Source organism: Halobellus marinus (genome assembly GCF_032113415.1).
Lineage (GTDB): Archaea > Halobacteriota > Halobacteria > Halobacteriales > Haloferacaceae > Haloquadratum > Haloquadratum marinus.
In genome coordinates, this window is record NZ_CP134946.1 from 987372 (window position 1) to 1004216 (window position 16845).

General features: G+C 64.3%; 18 protein-coding genes. 5 read left to right on the forward strand and 13 right to left on the reverse strand.

The window, feature by feature from the left end; all coding sequences use genetic code 11:
- Nucleotides 1-165: 165 nt before the first annotated feature.
- Nucleotides 166-510, reverse strand: coding sequence for an AzlD domain-containing protein (locus RJT37_RS04995; protein WP_313688308.1), 345 nt, complete (start codon nt 508-510; stop codon nt 166-168).
- Nucleotides 510-1253, reverse strand: coding sequence for an AzlC family ABC transporter permease (locus RJT37_RS05000; protein WP_345785384.1), 744 nt, complete (start codon nt 1251-1253; stop codon nt 510-512). Before RJT37_RS05000 ends, RJT37_RS04995 begins: the two co-directional genes overlap by 1 nt.
- A gap of 183 nt (nt 1254-1436) precedes the next feature.
- Here RJT37_RS05000 and RJT37_RS05005 point away from each other — a divergent pair, with 183 nt between their 5' ends.
- Nucleotides 1437-2771: an RNB domain-containing ribonuclease gene (locus RJT37_RS05005; RefSeq protein ID WP_313688309.1), complete on the forward strand. Its 1335-nt coding sequence runs from the start codon at nt 1437-1439 to the stop codon at nt 2769-2771.
- A 75-nt stretch (nt 2772-2846) separates the two neighbouring features.
- Here the strand turns inward: RJT37_RS05005 and RJT37_RS05010 are convergent, their stop codons facing one another.
- On the reverse strand, nt 2847-3080 hold the full coding sequence (locus tag RJT37_RS05010; protein ID WP_311170566.1) for a DUF7385 family protein: 234 nt from the start codon (nt 3078-3080) through the stop codon (nt 2847-2849).
- A 32-nt stretch (nt 3081-3112) separates the two neighbouring features.
- Nucleotides 3113-3871: a rhomboid family intramembrane serine protease gene (locus RJT37_RS05015; protein ID WP_313688311.1), complete on the reverse strand. Its 759-nt coding sequence runs from the start codon at nt 3869-3871 to the stop codon at nt 3113-3115.
- Nucleotides 3872-4082: 211 nt separating this feature from the next.
- Here RJT37_RS05015 and RJT37_RS05020 point away from each other — a divergent pair, with 211 nt between their 5' ends.
- Together RJT37_RS05020 and RJT37_RS05025 are read left to right on the forward strand one after the other, a co-directional pair.
- Nucleotides 4083-5402 (forward strand): TIGR00341 family protein, encoded by a 1320-nt coding sequence (locus tag RJT37_RS05020; RefSeq protein ID WP_313688312.1) that lies wholly within the window; start codon nt 4083-4085, stop codon nt 5400-5402.
- Between the two features lie 80 nt (nt 5403-5482).
- On the forward strand, nt 5483-6217 hold the full coding sequence (locus RJT37_RS05025) for an SIMPL domain-containing protein (RefSeq protein ID WP_313688314.1): 735 nt from the start codon (nt 5483-5485) through the stop codon (nt 6215-6217).
- A gap of 37 nt (nt 6218-6254) precedes the next feature.
- On the opposite strand, the gene RJT37_RS05030 is transcribed toward RJT37_RS05025, so the two are convergent.
- Complete coding sequence (locus RJT37_RS05030; RefSeq protein WP_313688316.1) at nt 6255-7514, reverse strand: MgtC/SapB family protein; 1260 nt, start codon at nt 7512-7514, stop codon at nt 6255-6257.
- A gap of 93 nt (nt 7515-7607) precedes the next feature.
- Complete coding sequence (locus tag RJT37_RS05035; RefSeq protein WP_313688318.1) at nt 7608-8582, reverse strand: NOG1 family protein; 975 nt, start codon at nt 8580-8582, stop codon at nt 7608-7610.
- 110 nt (nt 8583-8692) lie between these two features.
- Here RJT37_RS05035 and RJT37_RS05040 point away from each other — a divergent pair, with 110 nt between their 5' ends.
- Entirely contained in the window at nt 8693-9055 is a 363-nt protein-coding gene (locus RJT37_RS05040) for a DUF5518 domain-containing protein (protein WP_313688319.1), read from the forward strand.
- A gap of 30 nt (nt 9056-9085) precedes the next feature.
- Here RJT37_RS05040 and RJT37_RS05045 read toward each other — a convergent pair whose 3' ends face one another.
- The 5 genes from RJT37_RS05045 to RJT37_RS05065 form a co-directional block, all read right to left on the reverse strand.
- A complete protein-coding gene (locus RJT37_RS05045; RefSeq protein ID WP_313688320.1) occupies nt 9086-9598 on the reverse strand; it encodes a DUF367 family protein in 513 nt (170 codons plus the stop codon).
- A 77-nt stretch (nt 9599-9675) separates the two neighbouring features.
- Nucleotides 9676-9990, reverse strand: coding sequence for a HalOD1 output domain-containing protein (locus RJT37_RS05050; protein ID WP_313688322.1), 315 nt, complete (start codon nt 9988-9990; stop codon nt 9676-9678).
- Between the two features lie 266 nt (nt 9991-10256).
- Entirely contained in the window at nt 10257-10811 is a 555-nt protein-coding gene (locus RJT37_RS05055) for a hypothetical protein (protein ID WP_311170575.1), read from the reverse strand.
- A gap of 259 nt (nt 10812-11070) precedes the next feature.
- Entirely contained in the window at nt 11071-11478 is a 408-nt protein-coding gene (locus tag RJT37_RS05060) for a DUF7971 family protein (RefSeq protein WP_311170576.1), read from the reverse strand.
- A 48-nt stretch (nt 11479-11526) separates the two neighbouring features.
- Nucleotides 11527-12291 carry a carbon-nitrogen hydrolase family protein gene (locus RJT37_RS05065; RefSeq protein ID WP_313688325.1) on the reverse strand — a complete coding sequence of 255 codons (765 nt, stop codon included), beginning with the start codon at nt 12289-12291 and terminating at the stop codon, nt 11527-11529.
- Nucleotides 12292-12441: 150 nt separating this feature from the next.
- Here RJT37_RS05065 and RJT37_RS05070 point away from each other — a divergent pair, with 150 nt between their 5' ends.
- Complete coding sequence (locus RJT37_RS05070; protein WP_313688327.1) at nt 12442-12705, forward strand: hypothetical protein; 264 nt, start codon at nt 12442-12444, stop codon at nt 12703-12705.
- A gap of 98 nt (nt 12706-12803) precedes the next feature.
- Here the strand turns inward: RJT37_RS05070 and RJT37_RS05075 are convergent, their stop codons facing one another.
- Nucleotides 12804-14003, reverse strand: coding sequence for a PGF-pre-PGF domain-containing protein (locus RJT37_RS05075; RefSeq protein WP_313688329.1), 1200 nt, complete (start codon nt 14001-14003; stop codon nt 12804-12806).
- A gap of 26 nt (nt 14004-14029) precedes the next feature.
- The gene (locus tag RJT37_RS05080) at nt 14030-16696 is read right to left on the reverse strand and encodes a surface glycoprotein (protein ID WP_313688331.1); all 2667 of its coding nucleotides are present in this window, start codon (nt 16694-16696) and stop codon (nt 14030-14032) included.
- Between the last annotated feature and the right edge of the window lie 149 nt (nt 16697-16845).

Consider the following 16845-nt stretch of genomic DNA (forward strand, 5'->3'; position numbering starts at 1 on the left):
ACCGATCATCCGAGATCGACTGTGAGTCCGGAACCGATCATCCGAGATCGACCGTGAGTCCGGAACCGATCATCCGAGATCGACCGTGAGTCCGGAACCGATCATCCGAGATCGACCGTGAGTCCGGAACCGATCATCCGAGATCGACCGTGAGTCCGGAACCGATCATCCGAGTCCCAGCCCGAACCGCAGCACCCACAGCGCGACCATCCCGGCGACGATCGTCGCGAGGATGTCGTCGACGTACCACGCGACAGCACCGGCGACGATCCCCGCGAGCAACCGGAGGTTGCCGGCGATCGCGATCGAGCCCTCGGGCGCGACGATCGCCGGCAGCGTGAGCGCGGCGAACACTGCGGGCGGAACGAACCGCAGCGCGTTCCGGGCGCGATCGGGGAGGTCGTCGATGCGGCCGAGCAGGAAGACGAACGACGACCGGATGCTGAACGTCGCAACGCCCAAGACGACGATCACTGCCCAGATCGCCACGGCGCCGTATTCGGTCGGCATCAGTGCGACCCCTCGTCTTCGCCCGCGCTTCCTGCGCTCCCGTCTGCCAGCCACGCGTCCGTGGCGACTCCCGCGGCGACTCCCGCGATGCCGCCCGCGATCAGACCGAGATCGAGCGGAACCGCGAAGACGTCGCCCGCGATGGCGACGCCGCCGCCGACGAGCGCTGCGACCAGTTTCGGCCGCGAGGAGACCGCCGGGACCAGGAGGCTCAGGAACACGAGCGGGACGGCGAACTCCAGCCCCCACGAGTCGGGGACCCGCGCGCCCACGACGATTCCGAGGGCGGTACAGCACTGCCAGACCACCCACAGCGACCCGCCGACCGTCAGATAGTAGCGCCGCCGCTCGGTCGCGTCGAGTTCCTCGTTGGCGTAGCGGGCGATCGAGAGGGCGTACGCCTGGTCGGTAAGGATGTAGGAACTGATCGCCTTCCAGCGGGCCCGCAGCGGGCGGAAGTGTGGCGCGATCGACGCGGAGTACATTGCCATCCGGAGATTGATCACGACGCCGGTCAGGACGATCACGGCGAGTGCGGCGTCGCTGCCGAACAGATCGATCGCGGCCAACTGGGAGGCGCCCGCGAAGACGACGACCGACAGGCCGACCGCCTGCATCGGGGTCAGTCCGGCGTCGACGGCGGCCGCGCCGGCGACGAGGGCGAACGGCGCGACCCCGAGCATAATGGGCGCGACGTCGCGGAGGCCACGGCGCACTTCTCCGGGGAGACGACGGCGGGACACGAGGCAGTGTTGCACGCGGCCCGGATAAACCCCTACCGCTTTCGGTCGCGAAAACCGACGCACGACACTGGCATCGTTCGCATAACGACGTCGCCGGCGGCGATCCCTGGCTTGATCCGGTCCCGAGCGGCTCGCTTTCCCCGGTGCGACACCACTAACTACCTCTCGACAGTAGAACCCGGTATGTCAAACGACGCGCAGTCACAGGCCGGGACGGCCGAGGGCCAGGGCCCCGTCGAGATCTCGCCCGACGTCGCCCGGCAGCTGCAGGAGAAACGCGAGGAGCTCTTCGCGGAGTTCGAACTCCGCGACGAGTTCCCACCCGCGGTTCTTTCCGAGGCACGCTCACGGACCGAGGGCGTGCAAGACGAGATCGAGGCGGAACTCGACGACCGCCACGACCTCCGTGACCTGACGACGTGGACGACCGACCCGGTCGACGCCCAGGACTTCGACGACGCGCTCAGTATCCGCCAAGACGAGGAGACCTACACGCTGTGGGTCCACATCGCCGATGTCACCCACTACGTCCATCCCGGCTCGGAGATGTGGCAAGAGGCAGTCGAACGCGGGAACACGGTGTATCTCCCGGCCTATACGGTCCATATGCTCCCCCCGGTCCTCGCGGAGACGGTCTGCTCGCTCGTTGCAGGCGAAGACCGGCTGGCCCACACCGTCGAGATGGAGATCAGCAAAGAGACGCTGTCCTTCGAGACGGTCGACATCTACAAGTCGGTGATTCACTCCGACGAGCGGCTGACGTACACGCAGTGTGAGCACCGCCTCGACGACCCCGAGGCGCCGCTCCACGAGGAGAACGTCCTCGTCTACGAACTGGCGGAGCAGCTCCACGAACAGCGGAAGGAGGACGGCTCGCTCGTCTTGAACCCGAGCCGGGACCGCGCTCACACGATCATCGAGGAGTGTATGCTGAAGGCCAACAAGGCCGTCACGCACGAACTGATGTGGAACCGCGGCGTCGAGGCGATGTACCGGGTCCACCCCCAGCCGACGCCCGACCAGTGGGACGAGGCGCTGCGGGAGATCACCGAACTCGACGGCGTGAACATCTCCGGGGCCTCCTGGGACGATCCGCGGAAGGCCGTCAACGACGCCCTGGAGAACTCCGAGAAGCGGGCGCTCAACAAGATCCAGCGCGCCGTGCTGAAGGTGATGCCGCGCGCGAAGTACATGAACGACCCCTTCGGCGGCCACTACGCGCTGAACTTCGACATCTACGGGCACTTCACCTCCCCGATCCGCCGGCTGTCGGATCTGATCAACCACTGGATCGTCCACGAGAACGACGTCCCGGAGGATCTGGTGGAACTGTGCGACCACGCCTCCGAGAAGCAGAAGGACGGCGAGACCGCCGAACGGCTCTACAAGCAGTTCTTAGAGGAGGTCGGCCTCGACGCCCACGCGGTGAACAACCGCGGGATCGTCACCGTCGACGACGAGGGGACCGTGATCAACGAGGAGGGACTGCCGCCGGAAGAACTGGACGAACGGGACTGAAAAACGGGGCTTTCACGCCCATTCGCCACACGCCTCTCCTGCGACGACGCCGGCGGTGGCGTCGCGACGTCCCGACTACTGTTTGTGTGTGAAAAGCAGGACTTCGTCCTCGTGTGTCGTCACGCAGAGGTCGAGCAGCATACTGAGTTCGAGGCTGTTGTACTCGTCCTCGCAGATGACCAGGTCGTCGAACGGGTCACCGCACGCGGGACAGGCGATGCTCACGGTGTTCCGATACGTCGTCACCCCGCCGGCCGACTCGTGTGGCGTCAGCGACGCGGTGAGTTCGTCGTACTCGCTGTCCTCCATCGTCCCCACGATGGGAACGATCCGTCATAATTCTACTCCTCGTCGGCCCCCTCTGTGGGGGAAATATCCGCCACTGGCGCCCCGGCGTGTCCGTCCGATCGGTGGTCCGAGTCCCGTGATCCGTGGTCGGCGCAGTCGCTATCGACAGTGAACGCGGTCCCGGCGCCGACGAGGAGCCCCACCGCGTGGCCGACGTTGACCGTCGCCGGCGACAGAAGCACGAGTGCACCGAGCGACTGGACGCCGACGAGGCCGACGGCACAGACGCCGAAGAGTACCGCGAGGAGTTCGGGATCGGTCACCCGTTCGTGGTCAGGGAGGTGGACTACGGCGAACCCGGCGGCCGCGAAGACGACGCCGCTGATTCCGTAGACGGCGACGTGGGTGTCGGCGCCGAAAACGGTCCCCCACCACGCCAGCGCCGCGATCGATCCGACGGCCGCGATCGCTGCCATCGCGGCGTAACGTCGGGTCGACAGGTGCGACTCGGCAATCCGCCCGAAGGCGAACAGCGTGACGACGTTCGGGACGACGTGTTCGAGACCACCGTGAAGCAACGGCGACAGGGGCCACGCGAGCCACGGCGCCTGGAGGTAGACGTAGTTCGTCGTCACGAACACCGAGGGGGCGTCCCAGAGGGCGGTCCCGAACGCCTGTGCTGCGTACACCGCACACACCGCAACCGCGAGGAAGTCGGTGACCGGCGCCGACAGCGAGCGGTGCTGGGCGAGGGCGGAGCGCACCCCGTTCTCGAACGGCCTGAGCAGGTTCGTCACCGAGACACGCCGCATCGCGTAGGTCTGGGGCTGCGATCGATATGAGTGCTTGGGGCGGAGGTTTATATCCGATCGCGGGGCCAGCGTCCCCGTGACGTAGATTCGGCCCCGCGCCCTCTGCGGTTGTCCGGCACATCGGCGCGGGGATGCGGAAGTCGTGCCGGCTGTTCGCCAACTCTCGTGAGCCACCCGTCGGATTCTTGTCCCGCCGGCGTGACCGCCCGGTGTGCGACTCGTTCAGGTGATGGTTCCGACGGGGAAACGCGAGGCCGTTCTCGGCGTCCTCGACGAGGAGGACGTCGACTACGCCGTCTCTGACGAGACCAGCGGTCGGGACTACACTGCCGTCGTCACGTTTCCGCTGCCGACGGCGGCGGTGGAGCCGATTCTGGAGGACCTCCGCGGCGTCGGCATCGAGCGAAACGCCTACACCGTGATCGTCCAGGCCGAGACGGTCGTCTCCGATCGCTTCGAGAAGCTGAAAGAACGCTACGAATCCGACGAGGAAGAGGCCAGCAACGGCGACCGCATCGCTCGCGAGGAGCTCGTCGCTCGCGCCGAGGATATGGCACCGACGATCCGGCCGTACGTGCTGATGACCGCGGTCAGTGCGATCGTCGCGACCGCCGGGCTTCTCCTTGACTCGCCTGCGGTCGTCGTCGGCTCGATGGTGATCGCGCCGCTGATCGGTCCCGCAATGGCTGCAAGCGTCGGGACCGTCGTCGACGACGACGAACTCGCCGTCCGCGGCATCAAACTCCAGGCGCTCGGCGGCGTCATCGCCATCGGCGCGGCCGCCATCTTCGCGTACCTGATCCGGTCGGCCAACATCGTTCCGCTCTCCGCCGGGGAGGTGTTCGCGATCGGCGAGGTACAGGAGCGACTCGCCCCGGACGTTCTTTCGCTCGTGATCGCGCTCGGGGCGGGCGCAGCGGGCGCCGTCTCGCTCGCATCCGGGGTCTCCTCGGCGCTCGTCGGTGTGATGATCGCCGCTGCCCTGATCCCGCCGACGGCGGTCGTCGGGATCGGTATCGCCTGGGGGGCGCCGGGCGCCGTCCTCGGCTCTGCGGTCCTCGTCCTCGTCAACGTCCTCGCGATCAACCTGGTCGCGCTCATCGTGCTCTGGCGGATGGGCTACCGACCGAAACTCTGGTTCCGGGAGGAGGAGGCACGCGCGTCGACGATCAAGCGGATCGCGGCGCTGGCTGTGGTCCTCCTGCTTCTCACGGGGTTACTCGGCGCGTTCACGTACAGTTCCTACCGGACCGCCGACTTCGACGAGAACGCCACCGCCGCCATCGAGGCTGAACTGCCGCCGGAGGCGACGCTGCTCGATTTAGAGGTGGTCTACGAGGGGTTCCCCTTACAGACTCCGCGGACCGTCGTCGTGACCGTCGGGTACCCGCCGTCGGAGTCGCCGCCGGACGTGGGGGCGTCGATACGTGACCGCGTCTCGGCGCTGGCCCCCGAGCCGATCGGCCCGTTCGGACAGCGGGACGTCCGCGTCGAGATCCAGTACGTCGCCGTCGACCGCGCCGCCGGGTAAGCCACCGCACGCTCCGAAAGAGTCAAACAGTTCCTTTTGTCAAGCGCGCGTTGATTATCTGTGCCGACGTACTGACGGGTATGAACCGACGACTCGGTATCGGTGCCATCGTGATCGCGGCGCTCTTCTTGCTCGCAGGATGCAGTGCTCCTCTCCAGACCACCGGCAGCGACGCAGCCGCCGAATCACAGCGGACGATTTCCACGAGCGGCAGCGGCGAAGTCTCCGCCGACGCCGACCGGGCAATCGTGACTGTCGCCGTCACCGCCCGCGCGGACAGCGCCGAGGCCGCCCGTGAATCCGTGGCCGCGAACGCCTCGACGATGCGTGAGGCGCTCCGCGAGGCGGGCGTCGACGACGACAGCGTGACGACCGCAGCCTACCGCGTCCGGGGGATCTCCGACGTCGAACGCAAGACCGAGCAGCGCGAAATCGTCGGGTACGAGGCGGTCCACGTCTTCCGTATCGATACGACGCCAGACGCGGCCGGTACCGTCGTCGACACCGCAGTCGGCAACGGGGCAAGCGAGGTCCGGCACGTCCAGTTCACGCTCACCGACGAGACCCGCACCGAACTCCGCGAAGAGGCGCTCGAACGTGCGATGAGCGACGCGCGATCCGACGCCGACGTCATCGCATCATCGGCCGACCTGACCGTGACCGGCGTCAAATCGGCATCGACCGGCGGCGGTCACGCGCCAGTCTACGAAGTGCGCGCGACCGCAGCCGACAGCGGCGGCGCGCCGACGCAGTTCGACGCCGGATCGGTGACCGTCTCGGCGACCGTCGACGTGACGTACACCGCCGTCGAATAGCAGTCGGCCGGTTGATTTGCGGCCCGAATCGGGACGTTCAGACCGTCAGCGCGAGAATGACGACGCCGCTGGCGACGACAGTGCCCAACACGAGCGCGACGAGCCGCCCGAGTCGGTAGGTCCCGAGGAGAAACGCCAACGCCGCCTTGACGAACGTGTTCGCGATCGCCGCGATGACGATTCCGGTCGTCGCGACCTCCGTCGAGACAGTCCCCTCGGCGGCGAGTCTACTCAGCGTGAGCGTCATCGCGTCGACGTCGGCAAGTCCGGAAAAGAACGCGGTCGCGTAGATTCCCGTCGCGCCCAGCCACTGGTTCGCGTACTCCGAGACGAGGAGCACGACCGCGAAGATCGCGCCGAACAAAAGCGCCGGACGCAGCCGGAACGGATTGTTCAGCTCCTCCGGTTCGATTGTCTCCTCGGCCGACGTCCGCCAGTACAGCACGGCCGCCGCGACCGCGCCGACCGCGGTCATCGCCCCCAACGGGAGCGCGACGCTCGGAAGGAGAGCGGGGTTGACTACCGAGACCTCCACGAGCGCGCGGGGGAACATCACGACCGACGCGGTAACGACAGCAAACGCACAGACGCGATACAGCGTCTCGTTTTGTGCGGTCTTGCCCGCCATCGACACGGTCGTCGCCGTCGAGGAGACGAACCCCCCGATCACCCCGGTGACGGCGATCCCGCGTTCGGGGCCCAAAACGCGGCCCAGGAGATACGCGACGAATCCCAACCCGGTAACGAACACGACCATCAGCCAGATGAACCGCGGATTGAGTCCGTAGAGCACCGCCAGGGATCGGTTCGGGAGCGACGGGAGGACGACGAGGACGATGAGGATGAACTTCGCCGACGCCCGCCGTTCGCTCTCCTCGATCTGATCTGCGAACGCGTGGATCGGATCCTTCACCGACAGCAACACGGTGACAATCCCGCCGACGACGACGGCGAGCGTCGCACCCTGCTGGGAGTGCATCGTCATCGCGCCGAGCAGAACGGTAAGCAGCGCCGCCATCAGCGTCGTCAGACCCAGGTCGCGCTCGTAGCGGACCTTCGCGCCGTACGCGACGGTCAGCGGCACGACGAGAATCGCGAACGCGAGCGGCAGCGCGTCCGGGAAGAACGCGGCGACCAGTGCCCCGTAGAGCGCGAAAAGCGGGAACGTCCGACTCCCAGCGAAGCTCCCGCCAGACTCGCTTTGCTCGCGCTCCAACCCGAGGAGCGCGCCGAGGCCCAAAGCGACCAAAAGCCGGAGAACGAGTTCCGACAGCGGCGCAGTGGCGGGTTCGATCATTGTGTGTCAGCGGCGGCCGAAGCAGCCTCCCGACCGGTTTCGACTCCGGGCGCTTATTCTTGCCGGGACGGCGGGATAGCTGGCTCCCGGCGCTTATTCTTGCCTGGACGGCGGAATGTCCGGTTCCCAGCCGACAGCCTCGACGGCCGCATCGAGTACCGCGTCGACGCCGTCGCCGGTCTCGACGCTCATCTGATAGTCAGCGTCGACGTCGCGGGAGCGGTCGCTCTTGTTGTTCACCGTCAGCACCGGCACGTCGCGTTCGCGGAAGCGTGCGGCGACGGAGTCACGCAGTTCAAGCTGCGATTCGAGTGGATAGCCGCACGCTTCGCTGGCGTCGAGGACGAAGATAACCGCGTCCGCGAGGTGTTCGAGCGCGCTGGCCGCCTGCCGCTCGATGTCGTTCCGCTCGGCCGCCGGCCGGTCGAGCAGTCCCGGCGTGTCGATGATCTGATACCGGATCCGGTCGCGCTCGAAGTGGCCGACGTGGACACCCTTCGTGGTGAACGGGTAGCGTGCGATCTCGTTTGTCGCCCGCGTGACCTCGTTGACGAAGGAGGACTTGCCGACGTTGGGGTAGCCGGCGACGACGATGGCCGGTTCGTCCGGACGGATGTCCGGGAGGTTCTTCAGCGCGTCACGGGCCTCGCCGATCCGTTCGAGGTCGCCGGCGACCTCCTCGACGACGTCGGCCATCCGGGCGAACGCCTGCTTCCGGTGTTTTCGAGCCGCCTCGGGGTCCGTCTTCCGGAGCTTCGGCTGGTACTCCCGGCGGAGTTCGGCCACCTGTCGGCTCGCCCACGTCACCTCCGAGAGGCTCTGTCTGAGTTCGTCGACGTCGACGATGGCGTCGGCAATCTCGTAGTAAAACGGGTCGATCGTCCCGAAGTCGGGCCACTCTGTGACGACGTTCTCCAGGTTATCCGAGAGGATCGAGGCTGCCGTCTGCAGCATCGACTGCTGGGCCTCGAGCCCGGACTTCGCCCGCCCAGCACGGGCCGCCCGCGAGAACGCCTTGTCGAGAAGTTCCTCCGACCGGGGCGTCGTCGGAAGGGACTCGAAAATCATATTACTCACGTTACATCGCCGAACGGTAAAAACGCGTCCGTTCGGCGGTCGTTCGAGTTTTTCCACAAATAGCCGCGAAGATTTTGTCCGTCAAACGCGTCCACAGCAGTATGAGTACGAACTGGCGGGCCGTCGGTATCGGTTTCGTCGTGATGCTCGTCGTCGGCACGTTCGGCCTGTGGCTCCCAATCGTCGGACAGGTCGGCGCCGGCCTCGTCGGGGGATTCGTCGCCGGCTACCTCGCCGGCGGGGTCGGCAACGGCGCGTGGAACGGCCTTGTCGCGGGGTCGCTATCCGGGATCGCAGTCTCGCTCTTCGCCGCGTTACTCGGCGGGGTGATCGGGCTCGCCGGCGGACCGCTGGGTGGGATCCTCGGCGGGGCGGGGGTCTTCCTCGTGGGTGTCTTCATCACGCTGCTTTTCGCGATCGACAGCGCCATCGGTGGCGCACTCGGCGGGTTGTTCAACCGCTGAGCGTCCGGCCCGGAGCCAGTTTGAACGATTTCACTCTTCCTCCCCCCGATCGAGGTACTCTTCTTGGACAGCGATCACTTCGGCCGAGTCCTCGCAGTCGGCATAGCGAGCCAGCGGTTCCTCGTTCAGTTCCAGGAACGTGTGGCCCCAGGTAAACTTCGAAAGTAGCAATTCGGCGCGGTCTCGCCGGCCGAAGATGACGAGCGCGGCAGCGAGCGCCTCGACCGTCGTCAACTGCATCGGGCGTCCGAAGTTGATCGGGTTCGCGGCCACGAGATACGGTAACGCGCGATGCTCGCCGGGCAGCGAAAACCGGGCTTCGCCCGCGGACTCCCAGGAGCAATCCAGCGCGACGAGCGGCCCCGTGTCGGCGTCCGCCGGTGAGAGCGCGCGTTCGGCGTGGGGATTGAGGACGACGCCGTACGGCGTCTCGCGATCCGACCGGTGCAGCTCCACGAGATCGAAGCGGGCGAGCTTCCGGGCTGTGCATTTTTCGGGATCGTCGTCGCCCTCGTAGCGCACGTGCAGCGCGTCGTCGGTCACAGCCGACTGGAAGCGGTCCCTGGCAAAAAGGTGTTCGTCACTGCCCGATGCGGTACCGGCCGTTTCGATAGCCTAACTCAGTGTTCGACAGGCCTCACCCCGAGCGCGTCTCCGGACTCCTGTCTGATTTCGACCGTCCCGTCCGCCGAGACGCGGACGCTGTGGCCCGAAACGGGGAACACCACGCTGGCGTCGTCGGCGGAGGCGAGAAACTGCTCGGCGGATTCGACGTCGACTGCGTGATACAACGGCCCGTCCTCCAGACAACCGTCTTCGCCCAGGGCGGTGGCGATCGTGGCGTCGAGTTCCGTCAGCCCTCCGAAGTCGTGCTGGGCCACGGTCTTCCACCCGGTTTTTCTCCCCTGATCGATGTTCGATCGTCGCTTGATCATACCTGATTGTTGGGAGGGATTGATATGAAACAGGTCAATACTGCCGCTCAAGTTTAGCCGGATTTAGCCGAATCAGATTTTAAGCAGGGCTTTATCGGCAGGAAGGAGGAGTGTACTGACCATCCAGGGTCCGATCGCCGCAGTTCCGATAGCCGCACGCGATTACACAGCATCTCTCAGAACGAACAGATCGAAATAGCCAACGGAACTGAGATCGACGTTCCAGTCGCATATCTGTGCCTGTTCTCCGGTGCGAAACCAGGTTCCTATTCGGGGCGCCATCGGCCACCGATTTCGTCGCGAGGATAGTCCCGATACGTCCCATCCAAGAACGTGGTGACGCGCCCGTCCTCTTCGCTCAGTGTGACCGCCCAGATGACGTCCTCACGGAGCGAGGTTTCCAGTGCACTCAGGTGTTTAGTTCCCATCCAGTCGGCGGGATTGAGTTCGTCGATGCCTGGGACATCATCCCGCGGGGGATTACGGACACGCACCATCTGTTCTTGGATCGTCCCGTCCGCGGTGACGATAATCGCCCCATCCTGCGTCATCGCCACGTCTCGCGCGACTTCGGTGAACGTATCTAACGATTCGGTGACGATTTTACACCGGTTGACCGGCCACTTGTTCGCGCCGAGTGGGTCAGTGTATCCATCGAAACTCATCTCCGCGACGATCAGAAAGTAGAGGCTAGGGCCGGAGACGTGCTGTTCGCCCCACTGATCGAACTGCAGACTTATTGACTCCGCAGCGTACCTGATCTGGTCCATAAGCGTCTGGCTCGTCGCGTATCGCTTCTTCACCCGATCGAGTGCATCCATAGTAGTATCTAGACGTAGCTATCGACGGATTAAGCTTGTTCGGCGGCCCGCCCGCATCGGTTCCGCTCCCGAGCAGTGAGCGTTCGCTTCCTGTCAGCCAAACTGCTGTAACGTCGTACCGCAGGTCACGCCATCCGGCGTTGCGATCAGCGGTACGTGGTTACCGCAGTCCGTCTCGTAATGACTACTCTCACTTTTTACCGCCGGGGCGCCGTCAACGGGGATGGCACTCGGCGGTAAGAGACGAGAGTAATCGTTATTAGTCCCCGAATCGGATCCCGTCCTCGACGAGGCGATAGTTGCGCTCGCGGTCGATGTGCGCGGCGAGCCAGTCGTGCTCGTAGAGTTGGGCGATCAGTTCCGCATAGAGGTTTCGCCACGCGATCGCGTAGATCGGCGACTGGCCCCACGCCCGAAGCTCCGGGATGAACTCGTCGTGGGTCTCCATCCGGTCTTCGAGGTGCTCGATGGCGTCGACGGCGTAGCCCGCCGCTTCCGACTCCGAGTCGGCGGATTCGATCGCATCCTTCAGGCTCCCCTCCAGCCCTGCAACGGCCTCCTGCATATCCGCGGCGGCGCTTTCGCCGTCGGCCGGCAGCGAGTCGATGATCGGCTGTGGGACGCCGAGCGAGAGTTCCCGGTCCGTGTCGGAGTTGTCTCCTGACATACCGCCATCGAGGGCGGCCGGGGTGAAAAAGTCGCCGTCGGCGGCGGTTTACTCGGGGGAGACGCCCACGAGGTCGCGGGCGGCCGCGAGAATGTCGCCATCCAGGTCGGCGACGAGGTCGCCTTCCCGCCGGTCGAGCGTCGCGTGGATGCCGCCGTCCGGTCGCGCCACGAGCGACCGCCCGGCGTACTCGACTACGCTGGCGTCCGGGATGTCGCGGCGGCCGGTTCGTCCCGCGCCGACCGCCCAGCGGACGCCGTCGAGCGCTCGGGCGCGCATCAGCAGCGTCCAGTTTTCACTGTACGTCGCGGGCCAGCCACCACTGACGAACAGGACATCGACGCCGCGCCGGGTCAGTTCGGCGCTGTCCTCGACGAAGTTGAGGTCGTAACAGGTGAGCAGTCCGGCTGTGCCCGCGGTGGTCTCGACAGTCGTCAACTCCTCGCCGACGACGAGGACATCTTCCTCGCCCGACCACAGGTGTCGCTTCCGGTAGCGGGCCCGCGTGCCGTCCGGTGCGAGATAGAGGGTGGTGTTGTACAGGTCCTCGCCGTCGGTCTCGACGAATCCGACGACGAGCGCCGTCGCTTCGGCGGCGGCGACGTCCTGCAGGCGGCTGATGTGCTCGCCGTCGGCCGGGAGCGCCACGTCGGCGACCCGCTCGTCGGCGACGAAGCCGGTGAGCGTGTGCTCCGGGAAGACGGCGACGTCGACCCGATCCGGCAGATCGACTACGCGGGATTCGACGGCCGCGACGTTGGCTGCGACGTCGAGGTCGGCGAGCGCGAGCTGGCAGGCGGCGACGGTCGGCATACCGGCGCTACCCACACCAGGGTGAAAAAGTGGCGCCCTTCGATCGGCGCTCGAACGCCTTCGTTTGTCGTTGCTTACCCGGCCCGCGTCGGTTCATTCCGTCGCTTAACTAAGTACGCCGCGGCCGACTGAGGTCACAAGGCCCTCGCGATGCTCGCCGTCCCCCTTCCCGTTCCGACGCACGATCGGTTTCGCCGCTTTATCGTGTGGTACACCGCGATCCTCGGGGGCTTCTCGACGCTGCTTCTGGGAAATGTGATCCTGATGGCGTACGCCTTCGACGGGAATCTGTCGGTCTACATCGACCGGTTCGGCGAGGCGGGGCCGGAGATTGTCCTCTTTGCTTTCGTCTGCGGGACGGTCCCGTTCGGCCTCTACGTCCTCGATGACCTCCTCCGCGAGCGCGAGGAGTGACCGCGTCCCGCCGTCGCAGACGCTAGCGGTTCGACTCGGCGTCCGTCGACGCAGCCGAAAAAAGCGGAATGTCCGCGTGCGGTTTGCGGGCGGTTCGATTACTCTCTGCCGAACGCCAGGTACGCGCCGGCCGCGATGGCGAGCACGACGATGACGATGCCGCCGATGAGCAGCGCACCGGGGCCGTCACCGTCGGGTTCGGGCGTGTCGGTCGGCGTGTCGGGTTCCGGCGTCGCCGTGTCCGGGTCCGGCGTGTCCGTGTCGGGTGCGGCCGTCGTCGTGGCGGTCACCTGATCGGTCTCCTCGCCGATGGCGAACACCGAAAGCCCCGGCACCTCCGCGGTGTAGGTGACGCGGTCGTCACCCTCCGATTCGACCGAGGCGTCGTACTCCTCGTACTCGCCGTCGTTGAACCGGTACAGGGCCACCTCATCGGGGCTCAGATCCGACTCCGACAGCCGGTCGCGGCTCACGCTGAACTCGAAGGTCACCGATTCGAGGTCGTCCTCCGCGACGTTGGTGTCGACGTTGACGTACGCGACCTCGTCGGCGTTCGTCTCCGCGGAGAGGTCCGGGACCTCCTCGCTCGGGTTCGTCTGGCTGTAGCTCGCGTCGACGTTGACGTTCGACACGTCCCGTGCAAACCGGGTGTTCAGCGAGTTCAGCGACGCGCCGGTATTCTGGAGGTTCTCGTTGACGGTGTTGTCGTCGAGTCGCGCTGTGACGCTGCTGCCGGCGCTTGCGCTTTCGACCTGCGTCGAGAGCGTCTGGCCGTCGAAGCTAGATTCGGCGACTGCGTCGCCCTCGACGTCGGTCTGTGGCTCGGGGGCTGGCTCGTCGGCGGCACCGTCGCCGCCTCCACCGCCACCCCCGGCATCGTCGTCGCCGTCGTCACCGTCGTCCTCATCAGCCGCGAAGGTTCCGGCCGGGAAGGTCAGGTCTTGCTCGTGGACGCCCGCTTCGAGGGCGTACGTCGACTGCGACTGCGGGCCGTCCGCACTGTTGACGTGGAAGCTAACCTGATCGCCCGCGTTGCTATCGATGCGCAGTTTGTCGTCCGTCGCGCCGGAACCGCCGTACTCACCGGCCGTTTCGACGGTGATCGTCGCCTCCGTCTCGCCGTCGACGACGGCGTAGATCGTCGTGCCTTCCGGGGCCGGATTTCCGTCGGCGTCCTCGATCGCTCCGTAGAACGACGCCGGATCTCCGGGCGCCTCTTCTTGGGCTGTCGCCGCCGAGGCTCCGCCTAACGCTACGACGATGACCAGCAGCGCGATCAGCCAAGTTTTCGATCTCATAAGAGGGCTATAGGGGATTTTGGTCCTCAGCTTCCTCGTGCGGTGGCGTTGTACTCGGGCAGCACGATCGGACGCGAGTCGTCCTGATGGACGTACACGTAATACGCTTGGTACTCGGACACAGAGTCCTTGTCACTGAGGGTGGACGTGACGTCCTCGTCGTACACGACGAGTTCGCTACTGCTGGGGTCGTACTGGGTGTTGAGATCGTCTTGGAGATCTATCGAATTCGTGTTGCTGATGTTGAAGTTCGACCCGAGCACGTGCCAGCCCTCGTCGAGTTCCGCGCTGCCGACCGTCGCCCGGATATCGGACTGGTCAGTGTCGTAGCTGAAGCCGTAGCGTGCGTCTGCGCTCGTGGCGTTCATATAGAGCGCCTTGTGGACGCTCTGGACCTCGTTGGAGTCGTCGAACGACTCGTACTCGTCGTTGACGCCGTCCCAGTGCGTGATGTCGTTGATGCCCTGATAGACCAGGTCACCGGACTGCGGCATCGACGTCAGGAAGTACCCCTCTTCGGGGGCCGTGTAAGCCTCGTGGACGAGGTTGACCGTACCGGCTTGTTCGATCGCCGTGCTGCCGCTTCCGGCGACCGAAATGTTCGTCGTCCCCGTTTCGGTCGAGTCCGCGATGGCCGTGGACGCGTTCTTGTTGCTGTCAGTCTCGACGACCGCGCCGTTATCGAGGGCGTCCGCGAACACGTACTCCTGGCCGGCGATTTCGAGGACCAGCGTTCCGTTCGCGGGAACGTCGAGCGTTTCGACCGTGAACCCGGCGCTCTCGTCCGCACTCACGGTGAGTGCAGATGCGTCGTCCTCGACAACGCCGATGAACTCTGCGTCGAGGTCGGCGCTACCAGCGTCGACGGTAGCGGGATCAACGCTCACGCCACTGCTTACGCTTGCACCGTGGCCGCTGTAGTCCCCGCTCGGACCGTCAGTGGATCCCCACCAGTTCGAGGTGGCGTCAACTGTTCCAGATACGACTGACTCAGTCGATTCGGCATCTATCTCCGTGATACCAACGGAACCGTCGTCGGGAACGTTCCCTTCAGTGAGTACGCCGATACCGTTGCCAGATAGGTCGTTGCTGGTAACCGTCGTCTGGCTGGCGTTACCGGCTATGGAAACACCAACCGCATTGCTCGTGATGGTATTATTGTGGAGATCCGCATTCGGCGTATCCGTGACAATTCCGGTATCGCCGGTGGATGCATCAGGGTTTGTCAGTTCTGGTAGCAGAGAAACCCCGACACCCGGATAGTCATTACCGCTGATTGTGGTGCCATTGATGTTCCGAATGGTGTTATTCTGGATTGTCGCTCCTTTGTGACCAGCCGTTTTGTCAGCTAATTCTTCAAGGAATATTCCGAAGCCTTGGCTATTCGTGTCGGCTCCGTTCGTTCCCGAGCCAATATCCTCAATCGTGTTTCCACGGATGGTGATATTTTCCAGAGCCGTATCGGTACCCCACGCTAGGATACCAAAGCTCTCTTTCTTGTCACCACCGGCTTCTCCAGCGAAGCCACTGATTGTATTATTCGTGATAGCTACGCCTGAGGGAGCCTTATTCACTTGGACGCTTACACCGGTTCCGGCATACGTCCCACCGACGATATTGAATCCGTCAACTGTAACGCCAGGTGCCGTGATTTTGACGGCAGTAGCAGCAATTGCTTTTCCAGGATCTTCAGTATCTGTTAGATCGATCGTCGTCTCGTCAGCACTGGCCGTCGATTCGAGCGTGACGTTCGCCGTATCGATGGTCACACTCTCGTTATAGGTGCCAGACTCAACGAGGACAGTGTAGTCCTGCGAAGCGCGATCAACGGCGTGTGAGATTGTCCCATCTGGCTTGACCGTCGTGAGTTCATCAGCCATCAGGTGGGTGCTGTTCACGTGCGTGTTATCCGACTGAACGGCCAGCGCGCCTGCACGCATATCATCGTTGCCGTTCAGGGAGTTTACCTCATTCACTAGCAACACATCAGCAGAGGAACCAGCATCGGAGTTCCAATCCGTGATGTTGTTTTCTTCAATTACAACATCTCCAGTACTGTACAGGAAGACGGCATTCCCGTTTCCGGGATTAGAACTTGAAATGCTATTGTTCCTAATAATAGCATCACCAGATCCAGAAGCAGCGATCGGACCACCAGAGATGGTGTTGTCCTCAATCGTCGGTGAATCCCCGCCAATACTTACAACGGCATTACCACCGTCATCCATATTGATATCGTTATCAACGATCTCTACACCATTGCCTTCTGCAAGGATGGCGCGCGTAGAGGTATCACCGTTGTTGTCCGTCAAAGTGAGTCCTTCCACCCTCACATCATCTGCTGTGATGTTCAACATTTGAGAGGGAGCTGAAGCACTGATAGTAATCTCTGGGTTCGCACCATCAGCAGGCCGAACGGTAAGATTATCTAGTGTGACATCAATATCAGCAGAGGTAGAACCTGTGGAAATATCATAACTTCCCTCTTCAACGAGGATCGTATCCCCGGGAGCAGCAGTCCCCTGTCCAGAAACATTGGTTCTGAGATCACTGAGATTGTCCACTGTGATCTCATTCCCAGCTTGTTGTGCCGCCGCACTCCCGGCGAACGCCGCACTCATCGCGACGACGGACAGCACCATCAGCGCGGCCAGGAAGACCGCACGTGCTTTCTCACCTGTGCTACTACTCATGCTGTCACCTCCTGCGGGAGAGCGTCTCCCACATTCCATAGGCTCGCCACCCCACCCTGAGCGATTCCCGTCTCGAGTGTTGACAGTACGTCCCCCGCTGATAGCGGAATCGAACGTACTGCTCCGTCTCTCGTCAGTCGATTGCGTGC